Genomic DNA, 14768 nt, shown 5'->3' on the forward strand with positions numbered 1-14768 from the left:
AATGTCTGAGGAGAAAAAAGGTTTTTTCAGCCGGCTGGTCTCCGGTCTTGCCAAGACCAGAGCGAACATCGCGGCCGGTATTGACAGTATTTTCAGCGGGTATTCCGCGATTGACGACGATTTCTATGAGGAAATCGAGGAGATCCTGATTATGGGCGACATCGGCATCAACGCCACCAACGCCATTCTGGAAGATTTGAAGCAGAAGGTAAAGGAGCAGCACATCAAGGATCCCTCCCAGTGCAAGGAGCTTCTGATCAACAGCATCCGGGAGCAGATGCGGGTGGGCGAGGTGGCTTACCGTTTCGAGCAGGAGAAGTCCGTGGTGCTGGTCATCGGCGTCAACGGCGTGGGCAAAACCACATCCGTGGGCAAGCTTGCAGGCAAGCTCAAAGATCAGGGCAAAAAGGTCATTCTGGCGGCGGCAGATACCTTCCGCGCAGCAGCAGGCGAGCAGCTCACCGAGTGGGCGAACCGGGCCGGCGTGGAGATCATCGGCGGCAGCGAGGGCGCGGATCCGGCTTCCGTAGTCTACGACGCGGTCTGCGCGGCAAAAGCAAGACATGCGGACGTATTGCTCTGCGATACGGCAGGACGCCTTCATAATAAGAAAAATCTGATGGAGGAGCTTCGGAAAATCAACCGGATTATCGACCGGGAGTACCCGGACGCCTTCCGTGAGACCCTGGTCGTCCTGGACGGCACCACCGGACAGAACGCCCTGGAGCAGGCCCGCCAGTTCAAGGAGGTCTGCGACATCACCGGCATCATTCTTACAAAGCTGGACGGCACAGCCAAGGGTGGTATTGCGGTGGCAATCCAGTCCGAGCTTGGTATCCCGGTGAAATACATCGGCGTGGGTGAGAGCATCGAAGATCTGCAGAAGTTCGACGCGGATGAATTTGTGAATGCCCTGTTCCATCAGGAAAGTAATGACTGACAAAATTTGTAAATACATAATATAAGAGGAGAAAAACATGCTTACACTGGAAAAATTTGAAGAAGCCTCAGAGGTGGTAAAAAAAGTAGCGATTGAGACCAAACTGTTATACAGCCCATATTTCAGCGAAAAGACCGGGAACAAGGTATACCTGAAGCCTGAGAACATGCAGGTAACCGGCGCCTACAAGATTCGCGGTGCTTACTACAAGATCAGTACCTTAAGCGACGAGGAGCGTGCCAAGGGACTGATTACCGCGTCCGCCGGAAATCACGCCCAGGGCGTGGCTTATGCGGCAAAGGCTTACGGCGTGAAAGCAGTGATCGTTATGCCAACCACCACACCGCTGATGAAGGTGGAGCGCACCAAGAGTTATGGCGCGGAGGTTGTGCTGTACGGAGACGTATATGATGAGGCGTGTGAGTATGCCTATAAGCTGGCCGAGGAGCACGGCTATACCTTTATCCATCCCTTCGACGATCTGGCGGTAGCCACTGGCCAGGGAACCATCGCCATGGAGATTGTGAAGGAGCTTCCGCTGGTAGACTACATTCTGGTGCCTATCGGAGGAGGCGGACTTTCCACCGGCGTCTCCACCCTGGTGAAGCTGTTGAACCCCAATATTAAGGTTATTGGCGTGGAGCCCGCAGGAGCGAACTGCATGCAGGAATCCCTGAAGAATAAAAAGGTGACCACACTTCCGACGGTCAGCACCATTGCCGACGGTACTGCGGTTAAGACGCCGGGAACCAAGATCTTCCCGTATATCCAGAAGAATCTGGATGATATCATCACTGTCACCGACGACGAGCTCATTGGCGCGTTCCTGGATATCGTGGAGAATCACAAGATGGTAGTGGAGAACTCCGGTCTTCTGACCGTAGCGGCCCTGAACCATCTGAACGTAAAGGGCAAGAAGATTGTCTCCATTTTAAGCGGCGGCAACATGGATATCATTACCATGTCCTCCATGGTACAGTTCGGCCTGATCCAGAGAGATCGGATTTTCACCGTATCCACCATGCTTCCGGACAAGCCCGGAGAGATGGTCAAGATCTCCCAGGTCATCGCCGACGAGAACGGCAATATCGTCAAACTGGATCACAATCAGTTCATCGGTACCAACCGAAACGAGGGCGTGGAGCTTCGTATTACCATCGAAGCCTTCGGCACCGAGCACAAGAACCGCATCGTTAAGAAGCTGGACGAGGCAGGATTCAGACCGCGTCTTGTAAAGATCAATCTGTAAAAAGCAGGGGTAACTATGGGATTACTGGAACTTCTTATCCTTGCGGTAGGCCTGTCCATGGACGCCTTCGCCGTATCGGTCTGTAAGGGCTTAAGCGTTCCCCGGGCAGGCGCCGGGGAATGCTGTATCGCAGGCGTCTGGTTCGGCGGCTTCCAGGCGCTGATGCCGCTTCTGGGCTATCTGCTGGGCAGTCAGTTTAAGGATTACATCACCAGCGTCGATCACTGGATTGCCTTTGTGTTGATTCTCATCATCGGTGTCAATATGATTCGGGAGGCCCAGGGAAAAGAAGAGGACGCGGAGGTCTGTCCGAAGGAAGAGAATCCGTTTGCATTCAAAACCATGCTGATGCTGGCGGTAGCCACCAGTATTGACGCCCTGGCCGTGGGAATCACCCTGGCCTTTTTAAATGTGGCGCTGATTCCTTCCGTAACATTTATCGGTGTAACAACTTTTGTGATTTCCGCCATCGGTATTCGTATCGGCAATCTCTTCGGTATGAAGTACAAATCCAGAGCTGAATTCGCGGGCGGCGTGATTCTCATCTGTATCGGCCTGAAGATTCTGCTGGAGCACCTGGGCATTCTGGGATAAAAAAGAATGTGCCATTGGCACATTCTCGCGCCGAGGCGCGGTTGCCTTAGCGACATGATTCCATTCCGCCGCAGTGTGATAATTTTTTAAAGATTTTGTCAAGAAAAAATACTTGACAATAAGGCTCCGATTGTGTATGATAAGTCAGGCAGGTGAGAAGTATGGATAAAATTCTGGAGCAGACGCTGCTGTATGATTTTTACGGAGAACTGCTGACGGATCATCAGAAGCAGATTTACGAGGACGTGGTGCTGAACGATTATTCCTTCAGCGAGGTGGCAGAAGAAAAGGGTATCAGCCGTCAGGGCGTGCATGATCTGATTAAGCGGTGCAATAAGATTCTGCAGGAATACGAGTCGAAGCTTCACCTGGTTGAGAAGTTTGTAACCATCAAAGAGCAGATCGAAGAGATGGAAAAGTCCTTAAGGGAGACCGAAGAACCGGACAAGGAAGCTCTTGTACGGCAGCTAAACGGGATATTGGAGAATTTATAGATGGCATTTGAAAGTTTATCTGATAAATTACAGAATGTATTTAAGAACCTGCGGGGCAAGGGACGTCTTTCCGAGGCGGATGTAAAAGCATCCTTAAAGGAAGTCAAGATGGCTCTTCTGGAAGCAGACGTAAGCTTTAAGGTCGTAAAGCAGTTTATCAAGTCCGTAGAGGAGCGCGCCATCGGCGCGGATGTGATGAACAGCCTGACGCCGGGACAGCAGGTGGTGAAGATTGTCCACGAGGAACTGATTTCTCTGATGGGCAGCGAGACCACGGAGCTGAAGCTGAAGAACCCCAGTGATGTGACCGTCCTCATGATGATGGGTCTTCAGGGAGCCGGTAAGACCACCACGGCGGCCAAGCTGGCAGGAAAGCTGAAGAGCAAGGGCCGTAAGGTATTGCTGGTAGCCTGCGACGTTTACCGACCGGCAGCGATCAAGCAGCTGCAGGTCAACGGCGAGAAGCAGGGTGTCGAGGTATTTACCATGGGCGAGAATCAGAAGCCGGTAAATATCGCCAAGGGCGCTTATGAGTACGCCAGGAAAAACAACTTTAACGTGGTCATTCTCGATACGGCAGGCCGACTGCATGTGGACGAGGACATGATGGAGGAGCTGCAGCAGATCAAAGAAAATCTGCATGTGGATCAGGCTCTTCTGACTGTAGACGCCATGACCGGACAGGACGCTGTGAATGTGGCGACCGTGTTCAACGATAAGATTGGCATCGACGGCGTGATTTTAACGAAGCTGGATGGCGATACCAGAGGCGGAGCGGCCCTGTCTGTCAAGGCAGTGACCGGAAAGCCGATTTTATATATAGGTATGGGCGAGAAGCTGTCGGATCTGGAGCAGTTTTATCCGGACCGTATGGCGTCCCGTATCCTCGGAATGGGCGATGTGCTGACCCTGATTGAGAAGGCACAGGAGACCGTAGACGAGGAAAAAGCCAAGGCCATGACGCAGAAGCTGAAGAAAGCGCAGTTTGGCTTTGACGATTATCTGGAGAGTATGAACCAGATGAAAAAAATGGGAGGCCTTTCCAGTGTGCTGGCTATGATGCCGGGTCTGGGAAGCCAGATGAAGGACATTGAAAATGCCATCGACGAGAAGAAGATGGCGCGCACTGAGGCGATTATTCTTTCGATGACGCCGAAGGAGCGGTCCAATCCCGAGATTCTGAACCCCTCAAGAAAGCACCGTATCGCCAGAGGCGCCGGTGTGGACATTGCGGAGGTCAACCGCCTGGTGAAGCAGTTCGAGCAGATGCGTAAGATGATGAAGCAGATGCCCGGCATGATGGGAATGGGCGGCAAACGTGGTAAAAAGGGACGTATGCGTTTTCCTTTTTAAATAAATAAAAATACTATATTAACAGCAGAAAATGCGGAGGTGAAACAAATGGCAGTAAAGATTAGATTAAGAAGAATGGGTCAGAAGAAAGCTCCTTTCTATAGAATTATCGTAGCAGATTCCAGATCCCCGAGAGACGGTCGTTTTATCGAGGAGATCGGAACTTACGATCCGAGCACAGATCCGAGTACTTTCAAGGTAGACGTTGAGGCAGCTAAGAAGTGGCTTGCAAACGGCGCTCAGCCGACTGAGATGGTAGGCAAGATCCTGAAGGCAGCAGGCGTAGAGAAATAATCGTAATGATTCAGTACAGCCCGAAGCACTAGCTGCTGAGGAAACAATCGAGGTATCTGATGAAAGAATTAGTAGAAGTGATTGCAAAATCACTGGTGGAGCATCCGGATGAGGTTGTCGTTACGGAGACAGAGAATGAGAAAACCATTCTGGTCGAGCTCCGCGTAGCGCCTTCTGATATGGGTAAGGTAATCGGCAAACAGGGCCGAATTGCCAAGGCCATTCGCAGCGTTGTCAAGGCAGCGTCATCTAAGGAAGAGAAAAAAGTAGTTGTGGAGATTCTTCAGTAGAATTCCGCACAGACGGCGGGTGGAGACACCCGCTGTTCTTTTATACAATAGTTCCTATTGTATAAAAGGCGGAGAATCCTGCAAGGCAGGATTCTATTATCAATGAGTGAAAAGGGAGGAAACACAATGGAACAGTATCTGCGTGTAGGCGTCATCGCATCCACACACGGCCTGAAGGGCGAGGTAAAGGTATTTCCCACCACTGATGATCCGGAGCGTTTCCGGAAGCTGAAAAAGATATATCTGGATACGGGAAAAGAGTATAAGGAGCTTCAGGTTGCCGGTGTAAAGTTTTTTAAGAATCAGGTGATTCTGAAATTTAAGGAATTCCAGGATATCAACGAGGTAGAAAAATACAGAGGAAAAGATCTCTTGATCGATAGAGAGCAGGCGGTCCCGCTTGCGGAGAATGAAAACTTCATCGTGGATCTGATTGATATGGACGTATACGATGAGGAGGAGAAGCGTCTGGGCACGCTGACAGATGTGCTGCAGACCGGCGCCAACGACGTCTATGTGGTGGAGACCGAAGAAGGAAAGGAAATCCTGCTTCCGGCCATTCCCTCCTGTATTCTTACGGTGGACGTGGAGAACGCAAGGATGGTTGTGCGGATTCCGGAGGGCCTTCTGTGATGAACCAATATCATGTACTGACCTTATTTCCGGAAATGATTGAAAATGGCCTGAAAACCAGTATTACAGGCCGGGCCATTGAGCAGGGCGTCATTGGTCTGAATGCGGTAAACATTCGCGACTTTGCAGACAATAAGCACAATAAAGTGGACGATTACCCCTATGGCGGCGGCGCGGGCATGGTCATGCAGGCGGAGCCGGTGTATCGGGCCTGGGCTTCGGTGACGGAGAAAATCGGGAAAAAGGCCCGGACCATCTATGTGACGCCCCAGGGGACCACCTTCCATCAGGGCATGGCGGAGGAGCTGGCAAAGGAGGAGCATGTGATTTTCCTTTGCGGCCATTACGAGGGGATCGACGAGCGGGTGCTGACGGAGGTCGTGACGGATTACGTGTCCATCGGGGATTACGTGCTGACCGGAGGGGAATTCCCAGCTATGGTCATGATTGACGCCATTTCCCGGCTGGTGCCGGGGGTTCTGAATAATGAAGTGTCCGCGGAGTTTGAAAGCTTTCAGGACGGACTTCTGGAATATCCCCAGTACAGCCGTCCGGAGGTGTGGCACGGAAAAGAAGTGCCGCCGGTACTGCTGTCCGGTAACCATACGAATATTGAAGGCTGGCGGCGGGAGCTGTCCATCATGCGAACGAAAGAGCGGCGGCCGGATCTCTACGAGACCTACCGGGAGCAGCAAAAGGAAATGCAGGAGAAAAATAAGAGAAAACGCCGTTTCAAGGGCGTCATCTTTGACATGGACGGTTGTCTAATTGATTCCGAGCGTCTTTATGCCCAGTGCTGGAAGATGGCCTTTCATAAGATGGGGATTCCCATTTCGGATGAGACACTGGACAGTTGGAACGGCATCGGCGGAAAGGATCTGGATCGTGCGATTGAGAGCGTGACCGGAGAAGCGCGTCTTACATCGGAGCTGCGCGCGATTCGCGACGGATATCTGGCCGGGGCGCTGGAGGATGGCCGTATGCCCCTGATGCCTTACGCAAAGGAAATCGTGACACTGGCGAAAGAAAAGGGTATGACAGTAGGTGTGGCCAGCGGTTCCGTGCGGGAACGGGCGGAGAAAATGCTGCGTTTTCACGGAATCTATGAGATGCTGGACTGTACAGCTTTTGGAAATGAAGTACAGGCAGGAAAACCGGCGCCGGATCTGTATCGGCTGGCCATGAAGCGAGGGGGCTTAAAGCCTTCCGAGGTTATCGCCTTTGAGGATTCGCTCAGCGGCGTAAAGGCAGCCCGGGCGGCCGGACTTCGGACTGTCTATGTCCCACAGCCGGGCTTCCGGGATCTGGAGCCGGATGTGAATTATTATCGGAAAATCGGCGATCTGGCAGAGGGTATGGCGATTTTGCGCGCTCTGCCGTAACAAGAGAGAAAAGGGAAGAGGCATTGGAAGGAAATTTGACGAAGGGTCCCATTTTGAAAACATTGACGAAGCTTGCGATTCCCATCATGGCTTCATCTTTCCTTGGGACTTTGTATAATATTACGGATATGGCCTGGATCGGACGGCTGGGCTCCAAGGCGGTGGCCGGTGTCGGCGTGGGCGGCATGTATATCTGGCTGTCCCAGGGGCTGGCGTCCATGGCCCGCATGGGCGGTCAGGTACAGGTGGCTCAGTGTATCGGACGGGGAGACCGGGAGGCGGCCCGGGGCTATGCCCAGACAGCGGTGCAACTGGCGACGGTTCTGGGACTGGCTTTTTCGGCGATCTGCGTAATTTTTCTGCATCCGCTGGTGGATTTTTTCAAACTGACGGATCCGGAGGCCCTGGAGGCGGCCTTCTCTTATACGCTGGTAGCCTGCGGCCTGTTGGTATTTTCATTTCTGACGCTGACCCTGACCGGCCTCTATACGGCCCAGGGTGATTCGAAGACCCCCTTTGTGGCGAATTTCATCGGTCTGGTGACGAATATGATCCTCGATCCGGTGCTGATTCTGGGTCCGGGTCCGTTCCCGAAGCTGGGCGCGGTGGGAGCGGCCATTGCCACGGTAACCGCGCAGTTTATCGTCATGGGAATCATGATTCTGGGCGTGGTGCTGCGACAGAACGGAAATGTATTGAAGGGCATGCGGTTGTTCGCAAAGCCCCAGGTGGAATATGTGAGCGGCATCTGCAAAATCGGAATTCCCACGGCCCTGCAGGGTATGGCCTACTGTGCCATTTCCATGGTGCTGACCCGGATGGTATCGGCCTTCGGTGCTGCTGCCGTGGCAGTACAGCGGGTGGGCGGCCAGATAGAATCCGTCTCCTGGAACACAGCGGACGGCTTCGGGGCGGCCCTGAATGCCTTCATCGGGCAGAATTACGGCGCAGACAAAATGGATCGGGTGAGAAAGGGCTACCGGGCTTCCCTCTGGACCGTGGGAGTCTGGGGTGCCCTGATTACCCTGATTTTTGTGCTGCTGCCGGAGCCTATCGCGAAAATCTTTTTCTATGAGCCGGAAGCCATCGCCATTGCGGTGGGCTATCTGATTATCATCGGCTTCTGCGAGGGCTTCATGTGCGAAGAGCTGATGACAGTGGGCGCTTTATCGGGCCTCGGACGGACCCGCCTGTGCAGTGTCATCAGCATCACCTTCACCAGCGCCCGGATTCCGCTGGCCATTCTTTTGGGCGGACGCATGGGCCTGACCGGCATCTGGTGGGCGTTCTCATCCACATCCATTGCAAAAGGGATTATTTTTGTGCTGACTTTTTTCTATATTACCCGGGAGACGAAAAATTCAGCGGTTCGGTGAAAAAATTCTTGTAATAGAGGACAAATGTCACTATAATAAATAAGATTAAGCAACTATAAAACTATTTTTGAACGAAGGAGAACGTTATGAATGAATCAAATGGAGTAATTCGTGATGCCAGGAAACTGGGTATACCCAAGATGCTGATTCTGGGTCTGCAGCACATGTTCGCCATGTTCGGAGCTACGATTCTGGTTCCGATTCTGGTCAACAGCTATTTCGTGGATGCCTGCGGAGAGGGACCGACAAGAGGACTGACCGTAGCTGTAACACTGTTCTGCGCGGGCTTCGGAACCCTGCTGTTCCATGTCTGCACCAAGTTTAAGGTGCCGGCATTCCTGGGATCTTCCTTTGCTTTCTTAAGCGGATTTTCTACCGTGGCGCATCTGGACACCGGTATGTACGCTGCTATGGGAGCCAATGAGAAAGCGGCTTATGCCTGCGGTGGTGTCGTAGTGGCAGGTCTTCTGTATCTGGTTCTGGCTCTTATTATCCGCCTGGTAGGCGTAAAGCGCGTGATGCGTTTCCTCCCGCCGGTTGTGACCGGACCGGTTATCATCTGTATCGGACTGAGCCTGGCAGGATCCGCCATCAACAACGCTTCCACCAACTGGTTCCTGGCACTGGTTGCTCTGGCTGTCATCATCGTATTCAATATCTGGGGCAAGGGAATGTTCAAGATTATCCCCATCCTGATGGGCGTTATGATTTCCTATGTGGTCGCTCTTCTGATGACCATGGCAGGCATGACAAACCCGGACGGATCTGCGATCCTGAACTTCTCAGCCATCGCTACTTCCGGCTGGGTAGGAGTTCCACCTCTTCAGATCTGCAAATTTGATGTAACCGCCATTCTGGTTATGGCGCCCATCGCCATCGCTACCATGATGGAGCACGTGGGCGATATGTCCGCGATTTCCGCTACCGTAGAAGAGAACTTCATCGCAGATCCGGGTCTTCACAGAACCCTGATGGGCGACGGTCTGGCTACCGCCATGGCTGGTTTCCTGGGCGGACCTGCGAACACCACTTACGGCGAGAACACCGGCGTACTGGAGCTGAGCCGGGTACACGACCCGCGCGTCATCCGTATTGCGGCGATCTTTGCCATTATCGTAAGCTTTATTCCGAAGGTTTCTGCTATCATCAGTACCATGCCTTCCGCTATCATCGGCGGCGTCAGCTTTATGCTGTACGGTATGATTTCCGCTATCGGTGTGCGGAATGTGGTAGAGAACAAGGTAGATTTGACCAAGTCCAGAAACCTGATTATCGCAGGCGTTATCTTTGTATGCGGACTGGGCTTCAGCAGCGGCATCACCTTCACGGTAGGCGGCACCCCGATTACCCTGACTGCACTGGCTATCGCAGCCATCGCAGGCATCCTGCTGAACATGATTCTGCCGGGCAATGATTATGAGTTCGGCGTGAATGAGTCCGGCGACGAGAACCGGGGTATTCATGCGTAAAATTAAGAAACTTTATAGAAAATAAGCCTTGCATTTTCGTAAGGCTTATGATAAAATTAACCACGTTGTGATAAAAAGCAGATGGTCCGCTGCTGCAGCAGTTGGAAAGGGCATCTTTTGATAAATTCGAGAGAGAAGCGAGACAGATACGCGCCGGCCTCCGGTGCGGTTTCGGGTCCTTCGTACTGGCGGTAAGAACATCCAGAAAACAAGGAGGAGACAACGAAATGAACGAGATTATTAAGAACATTGAAGCTGAGCAGCTGAAGGCTGAAGTACCGGAGTTTAAGGTAGGAGATACCGTAAAGGTATACGGCAAGATTAAAGAGGGAAACCGTGAGCGTATTCAGGTATTCGAGGGTATCGTACTGAAGAAGCAGGGCGGCGGAGCTCGCGCTACCTTTACTGTAAGAAAGAATTCCAACGGCGTAGGCGTTGAGAAGACATGGCCGCTGCATTCCCCGAACGTAGAGAAGGTTGAGGTTATCCGTCATGGTAAGGTAAGACGTGCGAAACTGAACTACTTAAGAGGACGTGTAGGAAAGCGCGCAAAGGTTAAAGAGCTTGTAAAATAATCACGAAGGTTGTAAAGATAAGAGGGAGAATGTATATTCTCCCTTTTTCTTTCATGTAGCCCATCGCTATGTGAAAGGCTATTCGGCAGAATCCCATGAAAAGGTACGGGAGGTATAACGATGCGAAGAAGAGGACTGAATTTCCGGCGGAGAAAAAAGAAGCTGAATCTGACGGCTCTGCAGGGCGCGGCTTTCTGGATAGGCGAGGTGATTCTTGCCTTTGTGGTGGGCTGTATGGTGGTCTGGTTCTTCGGCTACACCTTAAGCAATGTGGGCGAGTCCATGGAGCCGACCCTGAAAAGCGGCGACCGGGTGTTGATCAACCGCCTGGTCTATGAGATCAAGTCGCCGTCTTACGGAGATTTGATTGTATTTAAGCCCAATGGCAATCAGAACGCCCATTACCACATCAAGCGGGTGGTAGGAAAGCCTGGAGACACTATTACCATCAAGAGTGGGCGAGTCTTTGTGAACGGCGAGCTGCTGAATGAGACCGTGCAGACAGCGAGTATGCAGGATGCGGGTCTTGCAGAAGATGGTGTGAAACTGGGGGCAGACGAGTATTTTGTTCTGGGCGACAACCGCAACAACAGCGAGGACAGCCGAAGCGCCAATATCGGCAATGTGAAGAAGGAAGATATACTGGGCCAGGCCTGGTTTGTAGTGACGCCCGGAGAGCGTTTCGGGCGGCTGAAATAGATTTTATTTGATTTTCAAATGGAGAATACTATATGAATATACAGTGGTATCCGGGACATATGACCAAGGCCCGGAGAATGATGCAGGAAAATATCAAGCTGGTGGATCTGGTCATCGAGCTGGTGGACGCCCGGGTGCCTTTAAGCAGCCGGAACCCGGACATCGACGATCTGGGACGTAATAAGGCGAGACTGCTGCTTCTGAACAAGTCGGATCTGGCAGACGAGGCAGCCAACGAGGCATGGAGCGCTTATTTCAGGGCAAAGGGCTTTCAGGTCGTAAAGCTGAATTCCCGCAGCGGCGCAGGCTTTAAAAGCGTAAACGCAGCCGTACAGGAAGCCTGCAAAGAAAAAATCGAGCGTGACCGGCGAAGAGGAATTCTGAACCGGCCGGTCCGGGCCATGGTGGCAGGTATCCCCAACGTGGGAAAATCCACCTTTATCAACAGCTTTGCGGGCAAGGCCTGCACCAAGACTGGCAATAAGCCCGGCGTCACCAAGGGCGCCCAGTGGGTGCGCCTGAATAAGCAGGTGGAACTCTTAGATACCCCGGGTATCCTGTGGCCCAAGTTTGAGGATCAGGAAGTGGGTATCAAGCTGGCCATGATTGGATCGATTAAAGAAGAAGTTCTGAATACCGAGGAGCTGTCTCTGGAGCTTCTGAAGCTTTTGAAGGCCCGCTACAGCGGCACCATAGGTGAGCGATACGGCGCGGACGAGACCCTGGGTGAGGTAGAGCTTCTGGGCGAGATCGCGAAACGGCGGGGCTGTCTGCAGAAGGGCGGCGAACCGGATCTGACTAAGGCGGCAGCGATTCTTTTGGAGGATTTCCGGAGCGGAAAGCTGGGACGTATTACCCTGGAACTGCCGGAATAAGCAGGAGGACAGATAAATGGCAAGGAAAGACAGACAGGAAGAAATCGAAGAAGAGAAGCCGAACGTCATGCGGGAGCTCCTGGGAATGCTGGTCTATGTGGGCATTGTTCTGGCGATCACCTTCCTGATTATTACCTTTGTGGGACAGCGGACCCATGTGAGCGGCGAGTCCATGGAGAATACCCTGGACGACGGGGATCAGCTCATTGTGGATAAGCTTACATACCGGTTCCACGATCCGGAGCGGTTTGATATCATCGTATTCCCGTTCCGATATAAGGATAATACCTACTATATCAAGCGAATCATCGGACTGCCGGGTGAGACCGTGCAGATCGTGGATGGAGAGATCTATATCAATGGCGAGTTGCTCGAGGAGTCCTATGGCCGTGAAGTCATGCAGGATGCAGGCCTGGCGGCGGAGCCCATTACCCTGGGGGACGACGAGTACTTTGTGCTGGGTGATAACCGGAATTACAGCTCAGACAGCCGTGACCCAAGCGTGGCGCTGATTCACCGGAAGGAGATCATCGGACGGGCATGGCTGCGAATCTGGCCGCTGAATTCTTTTGGAATTCTGAAGCATCAGTAGGAGTGGAATATGACAAAGACAGAGCAGCTGCGCCTGGAGCGCGAGCAGCGGAAGCTGGAAAAATTACAGAAGGAGCGTGAGCGTCTGGAGGCTATGCGTTCCTTTGAGCACCAGTATGAGGGCTATGGGGCTGTCTGTGGTATCGACGAGGTGGGAAGAGGCCCGCTGGCCGGTCCGGTGGTGGCTGGAGCGGTGATTCTGCCGACAGACTGTGAGATTCTGTATCTCAACGATTCCAAGAAGCTGTCGGAGAAAAAGAGAGAGCTTCTGTACGACGAGATTATGGAAAAGGCCGTGGCCACGGGAATCGGCGTTATCAGCCCGGCCCGCATTGACGAGATCAATATCCTGCAGGCCACCTATGAGGCTATGCGGATGGCGATTTCTAATCTAAAGGTACAGCCTTCCGTCCTGTTAAATGACGCCGTAACGATTCCGTTGGTGGAGATTCCCCAGGTGCCCATCATCAAGGGCGACGCCAAGAGCGTGTCCATCGCGGCGGCCAGTATCATTGCCAAGGTAACCAGGGATCATATGATGGTGGAGTATGAGGAGATTTATCCGGGCTACAGCTTTGCCTCCAATAAAGGCTACGGATCGGCCCAGCATATCGCGGCCTTGAAGGAGCTGGGGCCGACGCCGATTCATCGCCGGACCTTTATAAAAAACATTCTTTAGGAGGGCTTCTATGCAGAACCGCCGTCAAATCGGCACAGAAGAGGAAGCTTTGGCCGCTGAATTCCTGGAAGGCAGAGGCTATCGGATAGTGGAACGGAATTTTCGCTGCCGTCTGGGCGAGATCGATCTGATCGCCCGGGACGGCAGCGTCCTTGTATTTATTGAGGTAAAATACCGGAAGACCGGAGCGTACGGGGATCCGGCGGAGGCAGTGGATTACCGGAAGCAACAGAAGATTTGCAAGACGGCAGATTATTACCGGATGCTGCGGCGGATCCCGGACAATCAGAGCTGCCGCTTTGATGTGGTGGCGATTCGGGGACGCAAGATCCGGGTGATTCGGAACGCGTTTCCGTATTGCTTTTATTAAACAAAGGAGGGAAGTCCCATGGAACAGAACTGGAAAAAAGTAAAAGGCAGAGTAACCACAAGACTTGTGGAGCGTGCAGGGGTGCCTTTCTTAAGCTTTCCGCTGCTGGAAGAAACCGGAATCGTCACCCAGGGCTTTTCCACCCGGCTGGGCGGTGTGAGCGAGGGAGACTGTAGCAGTATGAATGTGAGCTTCACCAGAGGAGATCGGGAAGAGGCGGTGCGGGAAAATTACCGGAGGCTGGGGGAGGCCATAGGCTTTGACTGCGAAAGCCTGGTCTGCTCCGATCAGACCCATACCACGAACGTACGGGTGATGACGGAAGACGACCGGGGAAAGGGTTTTGCCAGACCCAAGGATTATCAGAACGTGGACGGCATGATTACCAATGTGCCGGGCCTGACGCTGGCTACCTTTTACGCGGACTGTGTCCCGCTGTATTTTGTGGATCCGGTAAAGCGAGCCATCGGTCTGTCCCATTCCGGCTGGCGGGGAACCGTAGGAAAGATAGGAAAGAAAACCGTGGAACGGATGGAAGAAACCTACGGAAGCGACCCGGCGGATATCCGGGTGGTCATCGGCCCCTCCATCTGTCAGGACTGCTATGAGGTCAGCGTCGATGTGATAGATGAATTCCGGCAGGCCTTTTCCGAAGAATCCTGGCCGGAGCTGTTTTACGAAAAAGCAGACGGCAAATACCAGTTAAACCTCTGGAAAGCCAATGAGTGGATTTTTGCGGAGGCAGGTATCCGAAGAGAGCATATGGCAGTTACGGATCTCTGTACCTGCTGTAATCCCACCCTGCTGTTCAGCCACCGGGCGAGCCACGGAAGGCGGGGCAATCTGGGCGCGTTCCTGATGTTGAAATAAAGCTGTCATTTATATAAAACAACAGACAGTGTCTG

Annotated in this window: 18 protein-coding genes and 1 pseudogene; all 19 read left to right on the forward strand. The window is 52.8% G+C overall.

The genetic code is table 11. The features are described from left to right. The first annotated feature begins 1 nt into the window (after position 1). The 19 genes and pseudogenes from ftsY to pgeF all read left to right on the forward strand — a co-directional run bounded on the left by ftsY (position 2) and on the right by pgeF (position 14733). Positions 2-940: a signal recognition particle-docking protein FtsY gene (ftsY, locus tag OCV63_RS04195; RefSeq protein WP_158362246.1), complete on the forward strand. Its 939-nt coding sequence runs from the start codon at positions 2-4 to the stop codon at positions 938-940. A gap of 37 nt (positions 941-977) precedes the next feature. Next, positions 978-2189, forward strand: a complete 1212-nt coding sequence (gene ilvA, locus OCV63_RS04200) for a threonine ammonia-lyase (RefSeq protein WP_158362248.1) — start codon at positions 978-980, stop codon at positions 2187-2189. Between the two features lie 15 nt (positions 2190-2204). Continuing rightward, positions 2205-2783, forward strand: a complete 579-nt coding sequence (locus tag OCV63_RS04205) for a manganese efflux pump MntP (protein WP_158362250.1) — start codon at positions 2205-2207, stop codon at positions 2781-2783. Between the two features lie 161 nt (positions 2784-2944). Further along, entirely contained in the window at positions 2945-3277 is a 333-nt protein-coding gene (gene ylxM, locus OCV63_RS04210; protein ID WP_158362252.1) for a YlxM family DNA-binding protein, read from the forward strand. Further along, entirely contained in the window at positions 3278-4630 is a 1353-nt protein-coding gene (gene ffh, locus OCV63_RS04215) for a signal recognition particle protein (RefSeq protein ID WP_158362254.1), read from the forward strand. It begins immediately after the preceding gene. Between the two features lie 48 nt (positions 4631-4678). Then, positions 4679-4924, forward strand: a complete 246-nt coding sequence (gene rpsP, locus OCV63_RS04220) for a 30S ribosomal protein S16 (RefSeq protein ID WP_158362256.1) — start codon at positions 4679-4681, stop codon at positions 4922-4924. Positions 4925-4983: 59 nt separating this feature from the next. After that, positions 4984-5214, forward strand: coding sequence for a KH domain-containing protein (locus OCV63_RS04225; protein ID WP_158362258.1), 231 nt, complete (start codon positions 4984-4986; stop codon positions 5212-5214). A 126-nt stretch (positions 5215-5340) separates the two neighbouring features. Continuing rightward, positions 5341-5847 carry a ribosome maturation factor RimM gene (gene rimM / locus OCV63_RS04230; protein WP_158362260.1) on the forward strand — a complete coding sequence of 169 codons (507 nt, stop codon included), beginning with the start codon at positions 5341-5343 and terminating at the stop codon, positions 5845-5847. Continuing rightward, positions 5847-6569: pseudogene (trmD, locus tag OCV63_RS17615) on the forward strand (tRNA (guanosine(37)-N1)-methyltransferase TrmD); the annotation flags it as partial. The gene rimM and the pseudogene trmD, both read left to right, overlap by 1 nt. Then, complete coding sequence (locus OCV63_RS17620) at positions 6549-7229, forward strand: HAD family hydrolase (protein WP_262670646.1); 681 nt, start codon at positions 6549-6551, stop codon at positions 7227-7229. The pseudogene trmD and the gene OCV63_RS17620, both read left to right, overlap by 21 nt. A 23-nt stretch (positions 7230-7252) precedes the next feature. Beyond that, positions 7253-8605, forward strand: coding sequence for an MATE family efflux transporter (locus tag OCV63_RS04245; protein WP_158362264.1), 1353 nt, complete (start codon positions 7253-7255; stop codon positions 8603-8605). Between the two features lie 86 nt (positions 8606-8691). Next, the gene (locus tag OCV63_RS04250; RefSeq protein ID WP_158362265.1) at positions 8692-10074 is read left to right on the forward strand and encodes a uracil-xanthine permease family protein; all 1383 of its coding nucleotides are present in this window, start codon (positions 8692-8694) and stop codon (positions 10072-10074) included. 227 nt (positions 10075-10301) lie between these two features. After that, positions 10302-10649, forward strand: a complete 348-nt coding sequence (gene rplS, locus OCV63_RS04255; protein ID WP_158362267.1) for a 50S ribosomal protein L19 — start codon at positions 10302-10304, stop codon at positions 10647-10649. Between the two features lie 120 nt (positions 10650-10769). After that, positions 10770-11348 (forward strand): signal peptidase I, encoded by a 579-nt coding sequence (gene lepB, locus OCV63_RS04260; protein ID WP_262670636.1) that lies wholly within the window; start codon positions 10770-10772, stop codon positions 11346-11348. Between the two features lie 32 nt (positions 11349-11380). Further along, positions 11381-12223: a ribosome biogenesis GTPase YlqF gene (gene ylqF, locus OCV63_RS04265; RefSeq protein ID WP_158362271.1), complete on the forward strand. Its 843-nt coding sequence runs from the start codon at positions 11381-11383 to the stop codon at positions 12221-12223. Between the two features lie 16 nt (positions 12224-12239). Then, entirely contained in the window at positions 12240-12815 is a 576-nt protein-coding gene (gene lepB / locus OCV63_RS04270; RefSeq protein ID WP_158362273.1) for a signal peptidase I, read from the forward strand. Between the two features lie 9 nt (positions 12816-12824). Continuing rightward, complete coding sequence (locus OCV63_RS04275) at positions 12825-13493, forward strand: ribonuclease HII (RefSeq protein ID WP_158362275.1); 669 nt, start codon at positions 12825-12827, stop codon at positions 13491-13493. Between the two features lie 10 nt (positions 13494-13503). Further along, on the forward strand, positions 13504-13863 hold the full coding sequence (locus OCV63_RS04280) for a YraN family protein (RefSeq protein ID WP_158362277.1): 360 nt from the start codon (positions 13504-13506) through the stop codon (positions 13861-13863). An 18-nt stretch (positions 13864-13881) separates the two neighbouring features. Continuing rightward, positions 13882-14733, forward strand: a complete 852-nt coding sequence (pgeF, locus tag OCV63_RS04285) for a peptidoglycan editing factor PgeF (protein ID WP_158362279.1) — start codon at positions 13882-13884, stop codon at positions 14731-14733. Positions 14734-14768: the final 35 nt, after the last annotated feature.

It is taken from the genome of Laedolimicola ammoniilytica (assembly GCF_025567165.1).
GTDB classification, from domain to species: Bacteria; Bacillota; Clostridia; order Lachnospirales; family Lachnospiraceae; genus Laedolimicola; species Laedolimicola ammoniilytica.